Source organism: Rhizobium quercicola (assembly GCF_021168455.1).
GTDB classification, from domain to species: Bacteria; Pseudomonadota; Alphaproteobacteria; order Rhizobiales; family Rhizobiaceae; genus Ferranicluibacter; species Ferranicluibacter quercicola.
Genome location: NZ_JAJOZR010000003.1, coordinates 244,143 through 257,361, shown reverse-complemented (window position 1 = coordinate 257,361; position 13,219 = coordinate 244,143). Strand labels below are relative to the sequence as shown.

Genomic DNA, 13,219 nt, shown 5'->3' with positions numbered 1-13,219 from the left:
CGCGAATGCGAGTGTCCGCAAATGGTCTCGACACGTCTCTCCCGCATGGAAGGTCACCGCCGCAAGTTTCTCGCGGTGATCGACGACACCCCGGAATGCGGCCGCGCCGTCCACTATGCCGGCATGCGCGCCAAGCATTCGGCCGGCGCCCTGGCTCTGCTCTACGTCATCCCCGATGGCGACTTTCAGCAATGGCTGGGCGTCGAAGGCATCATGCGGGCCGAGGCCCGCGCCGAAGCCGAGGCGACTCTCGCCAAGGTCGCCCATGACGTGCGCGAGAAGATCGGCATCGAGCCGGAAATGATCATCCGCGAGGGACTTCCGACCGAGCAGATCTACGGCCTCATCGAGGAAGACCGGGACATCGCCATTCTCGTTCTCGCCGCCGGCTCCTACAAGGACGGCCCCGGTCCGCTGGTCGCTTCCATTGCCGGCAAGACGGCGGTCTTCCCGATCCCCGTCACCGTCATTCCCGACATGCTGACGGACGACGAGATCGACGCGCTGAGCTGATCGGACGCAGCCGCCGGCGCCGGATCTTTCTGTCAAACCGGACGGGCCTCTGGTATGCAGCCTCCACGATCACCATCTTGCTGGCGGCAGCGCAGGCTTGATGGCAAGGCGCGAGGCGCCTATGCTCATTAAGCAATTCTTTGACCGTCGGCCTTTACCCGACAGGGAGCACACCATGTTTATTCAGACCGAATCGACCCCGAACCCCGCAACGCTGAAATTCCTGCCGGGCAAGGTCGTGCTGGAAACCGGCACTGCCGAGTTTCGCGACGAGACCGAGGCCCGCGCGAGTTCCTCGCTTGCCGCCCGCATCTTCGACATTCCCGGCGTCACCGGCGTCTATTTCGGCTACGACTTCATCACCGTCACCAAGGCGGATGCCGAGTGGCAGCACCTGAAGCCCGCCATCCTCGGCTCCATCATGGAGCATTTCATGTCCGGCCAGCCGATCATGGCGGGGCAGGGCCGTGCGGAAGAGGCCGACCAGGAAGGCGAATTCTTCGAGAAGGGCGACGAGACCATCGTCGCGACCATCAAGGAACTGCTGGAAACCCGCGTCCGTCCGGCCGTCGCACAGGATGGCGGCGACATCACCTTCAAGGGGTTTCGCGACGGCACGGTCTTTCTCAACATGAAGGGTGCCTGTTCGGGCTGCCCGTCCTCGACCGCGACGCTGAAGCACGGCGTGCAGAACCTCCTGCACCACTTCGTGCCCGAGGTCCAGGCCGTCGAGGCGGTCTGATCCGCCACCGACGTGACGAGACTGCCCTTCAGGAGACGCCGGGGGCGGCGTTTTCCCGAGGGTTCGACGACCGCCCGGTGACGGGCATCCTGAGACGGGGCCAGCCTTCCGTATGATCGTTCTTGCCATCGATACCGCCGGCACGGCCTGCAACGTCGCGCTTTACGACGCCGCGCGCGACGTGACGTTGAGCACGGCCGGCGCCGATATCGGCCGTGGCCATGCCGAGCGGCTGATGGGCTTCATCGACGACGCGCTGGCGAGCGCCGGCGTCGCGATGGACAAGGTCGATCGCATCGCCGTCACCATCGGTCCCGGCTCCTTCACCGGCATCCGCGTCGGCGTGGCGACAGCCCGCGGGCTCGGTCTTGCTCTGGGTCGCCCCGTCGTCGGCATTTCCGTCCTACAGGCGCTGGCCTTATCCGCTCTCGCCCTCGCACCAGGCCGTCCCGTGCTCGTCGTCACCGATGCGAAGCGCGAGGAGGTCTACCTCCAGCCCTTCGATGGTGAGGGACAGCCGACGGCGGAGGCCGAGGCGCGCGACGTCGGCGCCGCCAGAGCCAACTTCGCCACCTTCGCCGGCACGATCAGCGGCTCCGGCGCGTCCCTGTTGCGCGACGATGCGGCCGACGAGGCGATCGAGCGGCCGTCCGATACCGCCGATATCGCGGTCGTGGCAAAGCTGGGCGCGACCGTGGATCCCGCCATCGCCCTGCCGAAGCCGCTTTACCTGCGGGGCCCCGACGTCCGCTCGCAGGCGGGCTTTGCCGTGGCACGTGCCTGACATGGCTCTGATCGACTATTTCATCCGCCGCCCGGAGTTCGACATTTTCGACATGACTGTCGATCATCTCGCAGGCGTGGCGCGGATTCACGCCGCCCTCTTCAAACCGGCTTGGAGCGCCAGCGAATTTCACGCGCTGCTTCTGCAGGAGAGCGTCTTCGGCTTCGTCGCCCGGCAGAACAATGCGGCCAGCGGATCGGCGATGGGCGGCTTCGTGCTGACACGGTCGGCCGGCGGCGAAGCAGAAATTCTCACCATCGGCGTCGATCCCCGTTATGTCAGGGTCAGCCTTGGCTGGCGCCTCATGCAGGCGGCGCTCGGCCGCGCCCGGCAGGATGGCGCGGAGGCCATGTTCCTCGAGGTTGATCAGGCGAATGTCGCGGCACAGGCGCTCTACCGCCGTCTCGGCTTCCGCAAGGTCGGCGAGCGCAAGGCCTATTACAAGCCGTCCGGCCCGGATGCCGCCGCCGGCGGTGCCGACGTCCTTCGTCTCGATCTCTGAGCGGCCCGATGATCGTCTGGCTCCGGATCGTCGTCTGCGTATCGCTCCTGGTCCTGGCGACGCTTCTGCTCGCGCCGGTGCAGCTCGTCCTCCTCTGGCGCGACGGACCGGCAAGGCGAACCCTGCCGCGCCTCTGGCACCGCATCGCCTGCCGCATGATCGGGCTTCGGGTGCATGTCCATGGTGCGCCGGACACGAGGCGGCCGCTCCTGCTCGTTGCGAACCATGTCAGTTGGAAGGACATCCTCGCCCTCGGTTCGGTCGCCGATGTCGTCTTCATCGCGAAAGCGGAGGTGAAGGCATGGCCGGTCTTCGGTCTGCTCGCCCGCCTGCAGGCAACCATCTTCGTCGCGCGCGAGCAGAAGCGCACGACCGGCAACCAGGTCAACGAGATCGGCGCACGCCTTGCCGCAGGCGAAATCGTCGTGCTCTTTCCCGAAGGCACGACCTCCGACGGCAACCGGCTGCTGGAGATCAAGACCTCGCTCTTCGGGGCCGCCGCCGCCGCCGTGCCGCTGGCGCCGGAGGGAACCGTCCACGTCCAGCCGGTCGCCATCGCCTATACGCGGGTTCACGGCATGCCGATGGGCCGCTACCACCGGCCCATCGCCGCCTGGCCGGGCGATATCGAGCTCGTGCCGCACCTCATGGGTGTGTTGCGCGAAGGCGCCGTCGATGTCGATCTCGTTTTCGGCAGCACCATCGCGTATCGCGCCGACAGCAACCGCAAGAAGGTGAGCCGCGATGTGGAGACGCAGCTGAAGACCATGCTGCTGGCGCGACTTCGGGGGCGGTAAGGGGGCTTTCCGCCCGTCTCCCGTCCTTCCACCTTCCCGGCCCCACATCGCTTCATTTCCAGCCCGATTTGCGCTATGCACCTCGCATGACCGACCAAACGCTCCTCGCCCCCGCATCCGCCCTCGCTCCGGCGCCCACGAAGAAGGTCTTCGTCAAGACCTATGGCTGCCAGATGAACGTCTATGATTCCGACAGGATGACGGACGCGCTGGCCAAGGACGGCTATGTCGCGACCGACAATGCCGAGGATGCGGATCTCGTTCTCCTGAACACCTGTCACATCCGGGAAAAGGCGGCCGAGAAGGTCTATTCCGCGCTCGGGCGGCTGCGCGACCTGAAGAAGCGCAAGGCGGGCGAAGGACGCGAGATGATGATCGGCGTGGCCGGCTGCGTGGCGCAGGCCGAGGGCGATGAGATCCTGCGCCGGGCACCCGCCGTCGATCTCGTCATCGGGCCGCAGACCTACCATCGCCTGCCGGAGGCACTGAAGCGCGTCGGCCGCGGCGAGCGCGTGCTGGAAACCGACTACGCGATCGAGGACAAGTTCGAGCACCTGCCGGCGCCCGACAAGGCAAAGACCCGCGCGCGGGGTGTCACGGCTTTCCTGACCGTGCAGGAGGGCTGCGACAAGTTCTGCACCTTCTGCGTCGTGCCGTATACGCGCGGCTCGGAAGTCTCGCGTCCCATGGCGCAGATCGTCGCGGAAGCCGAGAAGCTCGTCTCCGCCGGCGTTCGCGAAATCACGCTGCTCGGGCAGAACGTCAATGCCTGGCACGGCACCGTCACCACGGGCGGCGAGGGCTTGGGCGCCCTGCTGCAGCGGCTGTCGCAGATCGAAGGCCTTGCGCGCCTGCGCTACACCACCAGCCATCCGCGCGACATGGACGACAGCCTGATCGAGGCGCACCGCACCTTGCCGGCGCTGATGCCCTACCTGCACCTGCCGGTGCAGTCCGGTTCGGACCGTATCCTCAAGGCCATGAACCGGCGTCACACGGCGGCCGAATATGTGGCGCTGGTCGAGCGGATCCGCCGCGCCCAGCCGGACCTCGCGCTGTCGGGCGATTTCATCGTCGGCTTCCCCGGCGAGACGGATGCGGATTTCGAGGATACGCTGAGCCTCGTGCGCAGCATCGGTTATGCACAGGCATTTTCGTTCAAATATTCGACACGTCCCGGCACGCCCGGCGCCGACCTGAAGGATCAGGTGCCCGAGGACGTCAAGGCCAAGCGCTTGGAAACGCTGCAGGCTTTGTTGCTCGAGCAGCAGCGCGCCTTCAACGAGAGCTGCATCGGCCGCACGATCGATCTGCTTCTGGAAAAGCCCGGCCGCATGCCCGGCCAGCTTATCGGCCGTTCGCCCTGGCTGCAGTCGGTGAATGTTGATGCAAAGGGCGTGGAAATCGGTGACATTATCAGGGTACGAATCACCGCCGCGGGTCCTAACAGTTTGTTTGCCGACGTGGTCGACGACTGATACCATCAGGGCCTGACGACATCCTCGGGAGCCCTGCCGCTTGAACGGACACGAATTGGTTTCAACCCCGCCGCGCCAGTCGAAGACAACGCCTACGACAGACGCCAATCACTTCGTGCTCACATTCGAGAACAACCGCTTTGCGAGCGAGCTGTTCGGACAATACGATCAGAACCTCAAGCTCATCGAGCAGCGCCTGCATGTGGATGCCCGCCCGCGCGGCAATTCCGTGGCGATCTCGGGCGAGGTGACGGCGACCAATCAGGCGCGCCGGGCACTGGATTATCTCTACGGTCGCCTGCAGAAGGGCAGCTCGGTCGAGACTTCCGACGTGGAAGGCGCGATCCGCATGGCGGTTGCGGCCGACGACCAGTTGCAGCTTCCCACCATGGAGAAGAAGGCCAAGTTGAACCTCGCGCAGATCTCGACCCGCAAGAAGACCATCGCCGCCCGCACGCCGACGCAGGATGCCTATATCCGCGCGCTGGAACGCTCCGAGCTCGTCTTCGGCGTCGGCCCGGCCGGTACCGGCAAGACCTATCTCGCCGTCGCCTATGCCGCCCAGCTGCTGGAACGCGGTGCGGTCGATCGCATCATCCTCTCGCGCCCGGCGGTGGAAGCCGGCGAGCGCCTTGGCTTCCTGCCCGGCGACATGAAGGAAAAGGTCGATCCCTATCTCCGTCCGCTCTATGACGCGCTTTACGACATGATGCCCGGCGACAAGGTCGAACGCGCGATCACCGCCGGCGTCATCGAAATCGCGCCGCTCGCCTTCATGCGCGGCCGCACGCTCGGCAATGCCGTCGTCATTCTCGATGAGGCGCAGAACACGACGACCATGCAGATGAAGATGTTCCTGACGCGTCTCGGCGAGAACGGCCGCATGATCGTCACCGGAGACCCGAGCCAGGTCGATCTGCCGCGCGGCACCAAGTCCGGCCTCGTGGAAGCGCTGCAGATCCTCAAGGATGTCGAGGGCGTGTCGGTCGTTCGCTTCAAGGATGTGGATGTCGTACGCCATCCGATGGTGGCGCGCATCGTGCGGGCCTACGAGGCGCAGACGGCCGTGCCGGACGAAAGCCTGTAGGGCATGTCGGGCAAATCCTTTCTGGACCTTCAGGTCAGCGTCGAGGAAGGCGGCTGGCCGGATGAAGCCGTGCTCGAAGCATCGAGCACGCGCATTCTCGAACATGCCGCCGCCTTTCTCGCCCGCGAGGAAAAACAGCCGTTCCCGAAAATGACGCCGGAACTGTCGCTCGTCTTCACCAGCGACGCGGAAATCCGCAGCATCAACGCGGAATGGCGCAGCCAGGACAAGCCGACCAACGTTTTGTCCTTCCCGGCCTTTCCCGTCGTGCCGGGCGGCATGCCGGGCCCCATGCTGGGCGATATCGTGCTGGCATACGAGACGCTGGTGCGCGAATCAGACGACCTTGGAAAGCCCTTCGACGACCATCTGACACATCTTCTGGTGCATGGATTCCTCCATCTTTTCGGCTACGACCACCTGGAAACGGAGGAAGCGGAGCGAATGGAACAGCTGGAGACTCGCATTCTCTCGGGTCTTGGGGTATCTGATCCCTATGGGGACAGCGATCCCGTTTGACAGTTTGGAACGATGAGCGACTTCAGATCACAGCCCGCCGCGGCTGGCAAAGACGATGCGGACGCCTCCAGTCAGGACGAACCGGGCAGTAGTAGCGCGGTTCAGGTCTATGAGGCCGAAGCCGCCGAGGCCGTCAAGCCCGAGGTCCACAAGCCGGAAGGTCACCGGCATCACACCTCTTTCTGGGCCCGGGCGGCCCGCCTGTTCCGCAGCCCGAATGGTGCCACGATCCGCGAGGATCTCGCCGACGCGCTGATGGCGGATCCGGGCGCCGACGAGGTCTTCTCGCCGGCCGAGCGCGCCATGCTCAACAACATCCTGCGCTTCCGCGAGGTGCGTGTGGAGGATGTCATGGTGCCCCGCGCCGATATCGAGGCGGTCGATCAGAGCATCACGATCGGCGAACTCATGATCATCTTCGAGGAGTCCGGGCGCTCGCGCATGCCGGTCTACAGCGAAAGCCTCGACGATCCCCGCGGGATGGTCCACATCCGCGACCTCCTGTCCTATGTGACGAAGCAGGCGCGCGCGCGCCGTCGCGGCCCGCCGCGCGTGGCCGCATCGCCGGCCGTTGCGGCCCTGGCGGCAGATCGTCCGCAAAAGGTGCAGCGCCAGCCGCGCGCCGGCATCGACCTGGCCCGTATCGATCTCGACAAGACGGTGGAAGAGGCCGGCATCATTCGCCAGGTTCTCTTCGTGCCGCCATCCATGCATGCCTCCGACCTCATGCAGCGCATGCAGGCCGCGCGCATCCAGATGGCGCTCGTCATCGATGAATATGGCGGCACGGACGGGCTGGCGTCGCTGGAGGACATCGTCGAAATGGTCGTCGGCGATATCGAGGACGAGCATGACGACAGCGAGGTCATGTTCTCCCGCACGTCGGACGACATCTTCGTGGCCGATGCCCGCGTCGAGCTCGAGGTGATCGCGGCTGCGATCGGCCCCGACTTCGACGTGCGCGAGCAGCTGGAAGAGGTGGATACGCTGGGCGGTCTGGTGTTCGCATCGCTCGGCCGCATTCCCGCCCGCGGCGAGGTCGTGCAGGCCCTGCCGGGCTTCGAATTCCAGGTTCTGGATGCCGACCCCCGGCGCGTGAAGAAGGTCCGCATCGTCCGCAAGCGCCCGCCGGCCCGCCGTCGCGCGGCGGTCAAAGGCGAGGACGACGTCGGTGCAGAGCCCGTACGAGCCGAAACCAGCACCACCGAGGGGCCGTCCGGCCCTCCGGTCGGCTGACGGCGCCGCGCCGCTCAGCGTCCGGAGCTTCGATCGGTGACAGGACACATGCTCTGGGCATGCCTGATGCATCATGAAGAGAGCGGGACATCGACCGGCGCTCCGGCATCTTCGGCGCGCGTGACGCCGGATGCCCGGATCGTAGCAGGCGGATAGGAATGCGAATGGAACGTTTGGCCGGCAGGATCATGCTGTCGTCGGGTTTTCGGCGGGCGTCCCTCGGCTTTCTGGCCGGGCTGGTCACAGTGCTCGCCCTGCCGCCCTTCAATATTTTCGCCGTTCCGTTTCTGACCTTCCCCGTTCTCGTCTGGCTGCTGGACGGCACCTCCGGCCAGCCGGAGCACGGCCCGCTTCGCCGGGCGCTGCCTGCCTTCTCGCTCGGCTGGTGTTTCGGCTTCGGCTATCTCCTCGGCAGTCTCTGGTGGCTTGGCAATGCGCTGCTGGTGGAGGCCGATACCTTCGCCTGGGCGCTGCCGCTCGCCGTCGTCGGCCTGCCTGCCGTGCTGGCGATCTATTACGGGCTGGCGGCCTTCGTCGCCCGCCTGCTCTGGTCCGACGGAGCAGGGCGCATCGCGGCGCTCGCCGTCGCTTTCGCAGGCGCCGAATGGCTGCGCGGCGTGCTGTTCACGGGCTTTCCGTGGAACGCCGTGGGAATGGCCGCCATGCCGGTGCCGCTCCTCATGCAGTCGGTCTCGCTGGTCGGCATGGTCGGCATGAACCTCTTGGCCGTCTTCGTCTATGCGGCACCCGCCCTCATCGGCACGCGCAAGGGCATGGGCGTGGGGCTGACCCTCGCGGCCGTTCTGGTCGCGGCCCATGTCGGCTATGGCGCCTACCGGCTGCACACGCCCGAGCCGCCCGCCGCCGAGCCGCAGGCGACGGTGCGGATCGTCCAGCCGGTCATCGATCAGGCCCGCAAACTCGATGACGGCGAGCGCGCCTCCGTTTTCGAAGCCCATCTGGCACTGAGCGCGACGCCGCCCGAGGCGGGCGGCAAGCGCCCGGATATCATCGTCTGGCCGGAAACCGCTGTTCCCTTCATCCTCACGGACAATCCGGATGCCCTGACGCGGATCGCCGACGTGCTGCAGGACGGGCAGCTCCTCGTCACCGGCGCCGTCCGCACCGAAGATGCGGGCGCCGGCCTGCCGCCGCGCTATTACAATTCCGTCTATGTCATCGACGATCGAGGCCAGATCGTCGGCGCGGCCGACAAGGTCCACCTCGTGCCCTTCGGCGAGTATCTCCCGTTCGAGGATCTCCTGTCGCGCATGGGCCTGAACGCGATCGCCGCCGCCATGCCGGGCGGCTTCTCCTCCGCGGCAACGCGCACCATCCTGACGCTGCCGGGCGGGCGCACGCTCTATCCGCTGATCTGCTACGAGGCGATCTTCCCGAACGAGATCGGCAGCGACGCGTTGTCCACCGCCGCGCTGCTCAACATCACCAACGATGCCTGGTTCGGCGATACGCCGGGGCCTTACCAGCACTTCCAGCAGGCGCGCCTGCGCGCGGTCGAGAATGGCGTTCCGATGATCCGCGCGGCGAATTCCGGCATTTCCGCGGTCATCGATGCGCGGGGAAATGTCGTCTCCGGGCTTTCTCTTGGCGAACGTGGCTTTTTCGACACAATTCTGCCCGGTCGTGCAGCTTTGGTCGCCGCGCCCGAGCAGCAGCGGAGGCACGCTCTCGTTCTGGTGCTTTTTCTGTTGGTGTCCGCAATAGTTTCTCGTTTTGGTTTTGTTTTTCGGCAGAATTGACCCAAAACGTGTGAAGTTGCATAGTGTCGCTGCCGTCAAACGCACCTATGCTCGGAGGGGAATGACCCGGACTACGTGGCATGGCATGTGGTCTGCTCTTTGCAACGGCCGAAGTACGGGCTGAAGGTACTTCGAATAATAGGAACCCGCTATGATTGAGAACAAAAAGAAGCCGAATCCGATCGACATCCATGTCGGAAGTCGGATCAGGCTCCGTCGGACAATGCTCGGAATGAGTCAGGAAAAGCTGGGCGAAGCGCTCGGCATCACCTTCCAGCAAATTCAGAAGTACGAAAAAGGTACCAACCGTGTCGGTGCAAGCCGTCTTCAGAACATCTCCGCCATTCTCAATGTCCCGGTGTCCTTCTTTTTCGAGGATGCGCCCGGCGACTCCGGGTCCGGCAGCGGTGCGTCCGGCATGGCCGAAGCCTCGAGTTCGAACTATGTCGTCGACTTCCTGTCGTCTTCCGAAGGCCTCCAGCTGAACCGCGCCTTCGTCAAGATCAGCGACCCCAAGGTGCGCCGCAAGATCGTCGATCTGGTCAAGGCGCTCGCGGCAGATGTCGAATCCGAGTAGCGCAACAGGTTTCCTATGAAAAAAGCGGCTTACGGAGCCGCTTTTTTTATGCCGTCAAGGACGCAGCCGGCACTCGGGTTCGCACCTCAGCAAGCCCTGAACAGGCAATAAACAACCCCATTTGCCCATATAAAGATATATTTATGTCCTTGTGCGCTTGTCTTTTACGGGCATACTTACTACACCGTCGAAGCCTGTTTTCACTGAGGGGACGTCCCGCATGCGTGCTAACTACCTGTTTACTTCCGAGTCCGTGGCCGAGGGTCACCCCGACAAGGTTTGCGACCGGATTTCGGACGAGATCGTCGATCTGGTCTACCGCGAAGCTGCAAAGACGGGTGTCGATCCCTGGGGCGTGCGCATCGCCTGCGAAACGCTGGCGACCACGAACCGCGTGGTGATCGCCGGTGAAGTGCGCCTGCCGCCGAGCCTGATGAAGAAGGACAAGAACGGCAAGGACGTCATCAACCCGGCCAAGTTCAAGACGGCTGCCCGTAAGGCGATCCGCGAGATCGGCTACGAGCAGGACGGCTTCCACTGGAAGACCGCGAAGATCGACGTGCTGCTGCACTCGCAGTCGGCCGATATCGCGCAGGGCGTCGATAACGCCTCCGACAAGCAGGGTGACGAAGGTGCCGGCGACCAGGGCATCATGTTCGGTTACGCCTGCCGCGAAACCGCCGACCTCATGCCTGCCCCGATCTACTATTCCCACCGCATCCTCCACCTGCTCGCCGCCGCCCGCAAGAAGGGCGAAGGCGATGCCGGCAAGCTGGGGCCGGACGCCAAGAGCCAGGTCACGGTCCGCTATGTCGATGGTCAGCCGAAGGAGGTCGCCTCCATCGTCCTCTCGACCCAGCATCTGGACGAAAGCTGGGACTCCGCCAAGGTGCGTGCCGTCGTCGAGCCCTATATCCGCGAAGCCCTGCACGACATCGAGATCGCGGCGGACTGCAACTGGTACATCAACCCCACCGGCAAGTTCGTCATCGGCGGACCGGATGGCGATGCAGGCCTCACGGGCCGCAAGATCATCGTGGACACCTATGGTGGTGCCGCGCCGCATGGTGGCGGTGCCTTCTCGGGCAAGGATACGACCAAGGTCGATCGTTCCGCTGCCTATGTCGCCCGCTACCTGGCCAAGAATGTCGTGGCGGCCGGTCTCGCGGACCGCTGCACAATCCAGCTCTCCTACGCCATCGGCGTCGCCCAGCCGCTGTCGATCTATGTCGATCTGCACGGCACCGGCAAGATCAGCGAAGATGAGGTCGAAGCCGCGATCCGCAAGACGATCGACCTGTCGCCCTCCGGCATCCGCCGGCATCTCGACCTGAACAAGCCGATCTACGCCAAGACGTCTGCCTATGGCCATTTCGGTCGCAAGGCCGGTCGCGACGGTTCGTTCTCCTGGGAGCGTCTCGATCTCGTCAAGCCGCTCAAGGATGCGCTGAAAGCCGCCTGAGCCGTTTCGGTTTTCGCGAATGTGTGACAAGAGAACGGATGCCCTCGCCGGCATCCGTTTTTGTTTTTGGAGACGTCAGCGCATGACAGACAAGCGCCCCTCCGGGTCCCCCGCCCGGGCCACAGAGGCCTTTTTCGGCCGCCGCAAGGGAAAGCCGCTGCGCGCCAGCCAGGCAGCGCAGCTGGAACACGGCCTGCCGACGTTCCGCCTCGACCTCGATGCGCCCGCGCCGGGCGATCTGAAGAGCCTCTTTTCGGATGCCGTAGAGCGCGTGCGGCTGGAAATCGGCTTTGGCGGCGGCGAGCATCTGATCCACCGGGCCGTCGAGCAGCCCGCAACCGGCTTCATCGGCGTCGAGCCTTTCGTCAACTCCATGGCAAAGCTCGTCGGGCGCATCGAAGAGGTCGGCGCACGCAATATCCGCCTCCATGACGACGATGCGACGCAGGTTCTCGACTGGCTGCCGGCGGCCAGCATCGACCAGATCGATCTGCTCTATCCCGATCCCTGGCCGAAGCGGAAGCACTGGAAGCGCCGGTTCGTCTCCCCCGTCAATCTCGATCGCTTTGCCCGCGTGCTGAAGCCTGGCGGCCTGTTTTGCTTCGCCTCCGACATCGACACCTATGTGAACTGGACGCTGCTGCATTGCCGCGATCACGCAGCCTTCAACTGGCCCGCCCGCAATGCCAGCGACTGGCTGACGCCGTACGACACCTGGCCGAGCACGCGCTACGAAGCGAAGGCGAAGCGCGAGGGACGCAGTTCCGCCTATCTCACCTTCCGGCGCAAGGATGCCTGAGGCGGTCGGTCGTCACGGAACGGGCGTGAGTTTCGGCTTGCGCCCGAAGGGCACGAGGCCGAGCACCAGCGCGCAGCCGGCGATGATGACGGCGGCACCGGCGATCTGTACGAACGCGATCGGCTCGTCGAGCACGACAGCGCCGACGAGGACGGCAACGACCGTCACGGCGAATTCGACGCTGATGGTGCGCGTGGCGCCAATGGAGGCGACGAGGCGGAAATAGGTGACGTAGGTCAGCGCGCTCATGATGCAGGCAAGCACGAGCAGCGCACCCACATCCGTCCAGGAGGGCAGGCCGGGAACCGGGACGGCCAGCAGAAGCGGCAGCGTCATGATGCCGCCGGAGAGGAATGCGCCGATCGTGACCTCCAGCGAGCCGGTGCCGCGCAGGCGATGGCTCGCATAATTGCTGCCGAAGGCGGCGCAGAAGGCGCTGAAGAGCGACGCGGCACAGCCGAGCAGGAAGTCGGGCGTGATGGGCACGGCGGGAAAGCCGACCAGCAGGACGATGCCGATCGTACCGGTCACGAGCCCCAGCAGTCCTTGTGCGCGCATGCGCTCCAGCTTCCAGAGATGCGCGATGACCATGGAGAAGAGCGGGATCGCGGCGACCAGAATGGCGGCCATCGCTGTCCCGATCCGCGGCGTTGCATAGGAAAGGCCGATCAGCTGTCCCGCCACCGTCGTCGCACCGACGATGACGAAGGGCCATCGCCGCGGGCCGAAATGAAGCGCGCGGCGGCTGAGGCCCGCAAAGGCAAGCAGCGTGCCGCCGGCGACAAGACTGCGCAACGTGACCGCACCGACCCAGCCGAAGGCATCGACCACGTGCAGGAGCACGAGGAACGAGAGACCCCAGGCGAAGGCGAGAAACAGATAGGCGGCAATGTCCTGCTTTTTCATGCGCATCGGTTATCCCAAGGCGGCGAGGACGGCAAAGACTTTTGCGGGGAAGCGTAT

Annotated in this window: 14 protein-coding genes; 13 read left to right on the top strand and 1 reads right to left on the bottom strand. The window is 65.0% G+C overall.

The window, feature by feature from the left end:
- The first annotated feature begins 21 nt into the window (after positions 1-21).
- From LRX75_RS06395 to trmB, 13 genes are all read left to right on the top strand, one after another.
- Complete coding sequence (locus LRX75_RS06395) at positions 22-513, top strand: universal stress protein (protein WP_231812825.1); 492 nt, start codon at positions 22-24, stop codon at positions 511-513.
- Positions 514-688: 175 nt separating this feature from the next.
- On the top strand, positions 689-1,255 hold the full coding sequence (locus tag LRX75_RS06390; protein ID WP_231812823.1) for a NifU family protein: 567 nt from the start codon (positions 689-691) through the stop codon (positions 1,253-1,255).
- 112 nt (positions 1,256-1,367) lie between these two features.
- Positions 1,368-2,039: a tRNA (adenosine(37)-N6)-threonylcarbamoyltransferase complex dimerization subunit type 1 TsaB gene (tsaB, locus tag LRX75_RS06385; protein WP_231812821.1), complete on the top strand. Its 672-nt coding sequence runs from the start codon at positions 1,368-1,370 to the stop codon at positions 2,037-2,039.
- A gap of 1 nt (position 2,040) precedes the next feature.
- Positions 2,041-2,541, top strand: a complete 501-nt coding sequence (locus tag LRX75_RS06380) for a GNAT family N-acetyltransferase (protein WP_231812819.1) — start codon at positions 2,041-2,043, stop codon at positions 2,539-2,541.
- An 8-nt stretch (positions 2,542-2,549) separates the two neighbouring features.
- A complete protein-coding gene (gene olsA, locus LRX75_RS06375; RefSeq protein ID WP_231812817.1) occupies positions 2,550-3,338 on the top strand; it encodes a lyso-ornithine lipid O-acyltransferase in 789 nt (262 codons plus the stop codon).
- Between the two features lie 86 nt (positions 3,339-3,424).
- A complete protein-coding gene (miaB, locus tag LRX75_RS06370; protein ID WP_231812815.1) occupies positions 3,425-4,816 on the top strand; it encodes a tRNA (N6-isopentenyl adenosine(37)-C2)-methylthiotransferase MiaB in 1,392 nt (463 codons plus the stop codon).
- A gap of 40 nt (positions 4,817-4,856) precedes the next feature.
- The gene (locus tag LRX75_RS06365) at positions 4,857-5,903 is read left to right on the top strand and encodes a PhoH family protein (RefSeq protein ID WP_231812813.1); all 1,047 of its coding nucleotides are present in this window, start codon (positions 4,857-4,859) and stop codon (positions 5,901-5,903) included.
- A gap of 3 nt (positions 5,904-5,906) precedes the next feature.
- Positions 5,907-6,422 carry an rRNA maturation RNase YbeY gene (gene ybeY / locus LRX75_RS06360; protein WP_231812811.1) on the top strand — a complete coding sequence of 172 codons (516 nt, stop codon included), beginning with the start codon at positions 5,907-5,909 and terminating at the stop codon, positions 6,420-6,422.
- A gap of 12 nt (positions 6,423-6,434) precedes the next feature.
- A complete protein-coding gene (locus tag LRX75_RS06355; RefSeq protein ID WP_231812809.1) occupies positions 6,435-7,658 on the top strand; it encodes a hemolysin family protein in 1,224 nt (407 codons plus the stop codon).
- A gap of 164 nt (positions 7,659-7,822) precedes the next feature.
- Positions 7,823-9,418 carry an apolipoprotein N-acyltransferase gene (lnt, locus tag LRX75_RS06350; RefSeq protein WP_231812807.1) on the top strand — a complete coding sequence of 532 codons (1,596 nt, stop codon included), beginning with the start codon at positions 7,823-7,825 and terminating at the stop codon, positions 9,416-9,418.
- A 151-nt stretch (positions 9,419-9,569) separates the two neighbouring features.
- Complete coding sequence (locus tag LRX75_RS06345; RefSeq protein ID WP_113149312.1) at positions 9,570-9,995, top strand: helix-turn-helix domain-containing protein; 426 nt, start codon at positions 9,570-9,572, stop codon at positions 9,993-9,995.
- Between the two features lie 220 nt (positions 9,996-10,215).
- Positions 10,216-11,457: a methionine adenosyltransferase gene (gene metK, locus LRX75_RS06340; RefSeq protein ID WP_113149311.1), complete on the top strand. Its 1,242-nt coding sequence runs from the start codon at positions 10,216-10,218 to the stop codon at positions 11,455-11,457.
- Between the two features lie 82 nt (positions 11,458-11,539).
- On the top strand, positions 11,540-12,256 hold the full coding sequence (gene trmB, locus LRX75_RS06335) for a tRNA (guanine(46)-N(7))-methyltransferase TrmB (RefSeq protein ID WP_231812805.1): 717 nt from the start codon (positions 11,540-11,542) through the stop codon (positions 12,254-12,256).
- Between the two features lie 12 nt (positions 12,257-12,268).
- Here trmB and LRX75_RS06330 read toward each other — a convergent pair whose 3' ends face one another.
- Entirely contained in the window at positions 12,269-13,162 is an 894-nt protein-coding gene (locus LRX75_RS06330) for a DMT family transporter (RefSeq protein WP_231812998.1), read from the bottom strand.
- Positions 13,163-13,219 lie beyond the last annotated feature (57 nt).

Bases quoted from the DNA above. Each gene is read 5' to 3' on its own strand.
- LRX75_RS06355 (WP_231812809.1), top strand. From the start codon at position 6,435: ATGAGCGACTTCAGATCACAGCCCGCCGCGGCTGGCAAAGACGATGCG.
- ybeY (WP_231812811.1), top strand. From the start codon at position 5,907: ATGTCGGGCAAATCCTTTCTGGACCTTCAGGTCAGCGTCGAGGAAGGC.
- LRX75_RS06330 (WP_231812998.1), bottom strand. From the start codon at position 13,162: ATGAAAAAGCAGGACATTGCCGCCTATCTGTTTCTCGCCTTCGCCTGG.
- lnt (WP_231812807.1), top strand. From the start codon at position 7,823: ATGGAACGTTTGGCCGGCAGGATCATGCTGTCGTCGGGTTTTCGGCGG.
- metK (WP_113149311.1), top strand. From the start codon at position 10,216: ATGCGTGCTAACTACCTGTTTACTTCCGAGTCCGTGGCCGAGGGTCAC.
- LRX75_RS06380 (WP_231812819.1), top strand. From the start codon at position 2,041: ATGGCTCTGATCGACTATTTCATCCGCCGCCCGGAGTTCGACATTTTC.
- tsaB (WP_231812821.1), top strand. From the start codon at position 1,368: ATGATCGTTCTTGCCATCGATACCGCCGGCACGGCCTGCAACGTCGCG.
- miaB (WP_231812815.1), top strand. From the start codon at position 3,425: ATGACCGACCAAACGCTCCTCGCCCCCGCATCCGCCCTCGCTCCGGCG.
- olsA (WP_231812817.1), top strand. From the start codon at position 2,550: ATGATCGTCTGGCTCCGGATCGTCGTCTGCGTATCGCTCCTGGTCCTG.
- LRX75_RS06345 (WP_113149312.1), top strand. From the start codon at position 9,570: ATGATTGAGAACAAAAAGAAGCCGAATCCGATCGACATCCATGTCGGA.
- trmB (WP_231812805.1), top strand. From the start codon at position 11,540: ATGACAGACAAGCGCCCCTCCGGGTCCCCCGCCCGGGCCACAGAGGCC.
- LRX75_RS06395 (WP_231812825.1), top strand. From the start codon at position 22: ATGGTCTCGACACGTCTCTCCCGCATGGAAGGTCACCGCCGCAAGTTT.
- LRX75_RS06390 (WP_231812823.1), top strand. From the start codon at position 689: ATGTTTATTCAGACCGAATCGACCCCGAACCCCGCAACGCTGAAATTC.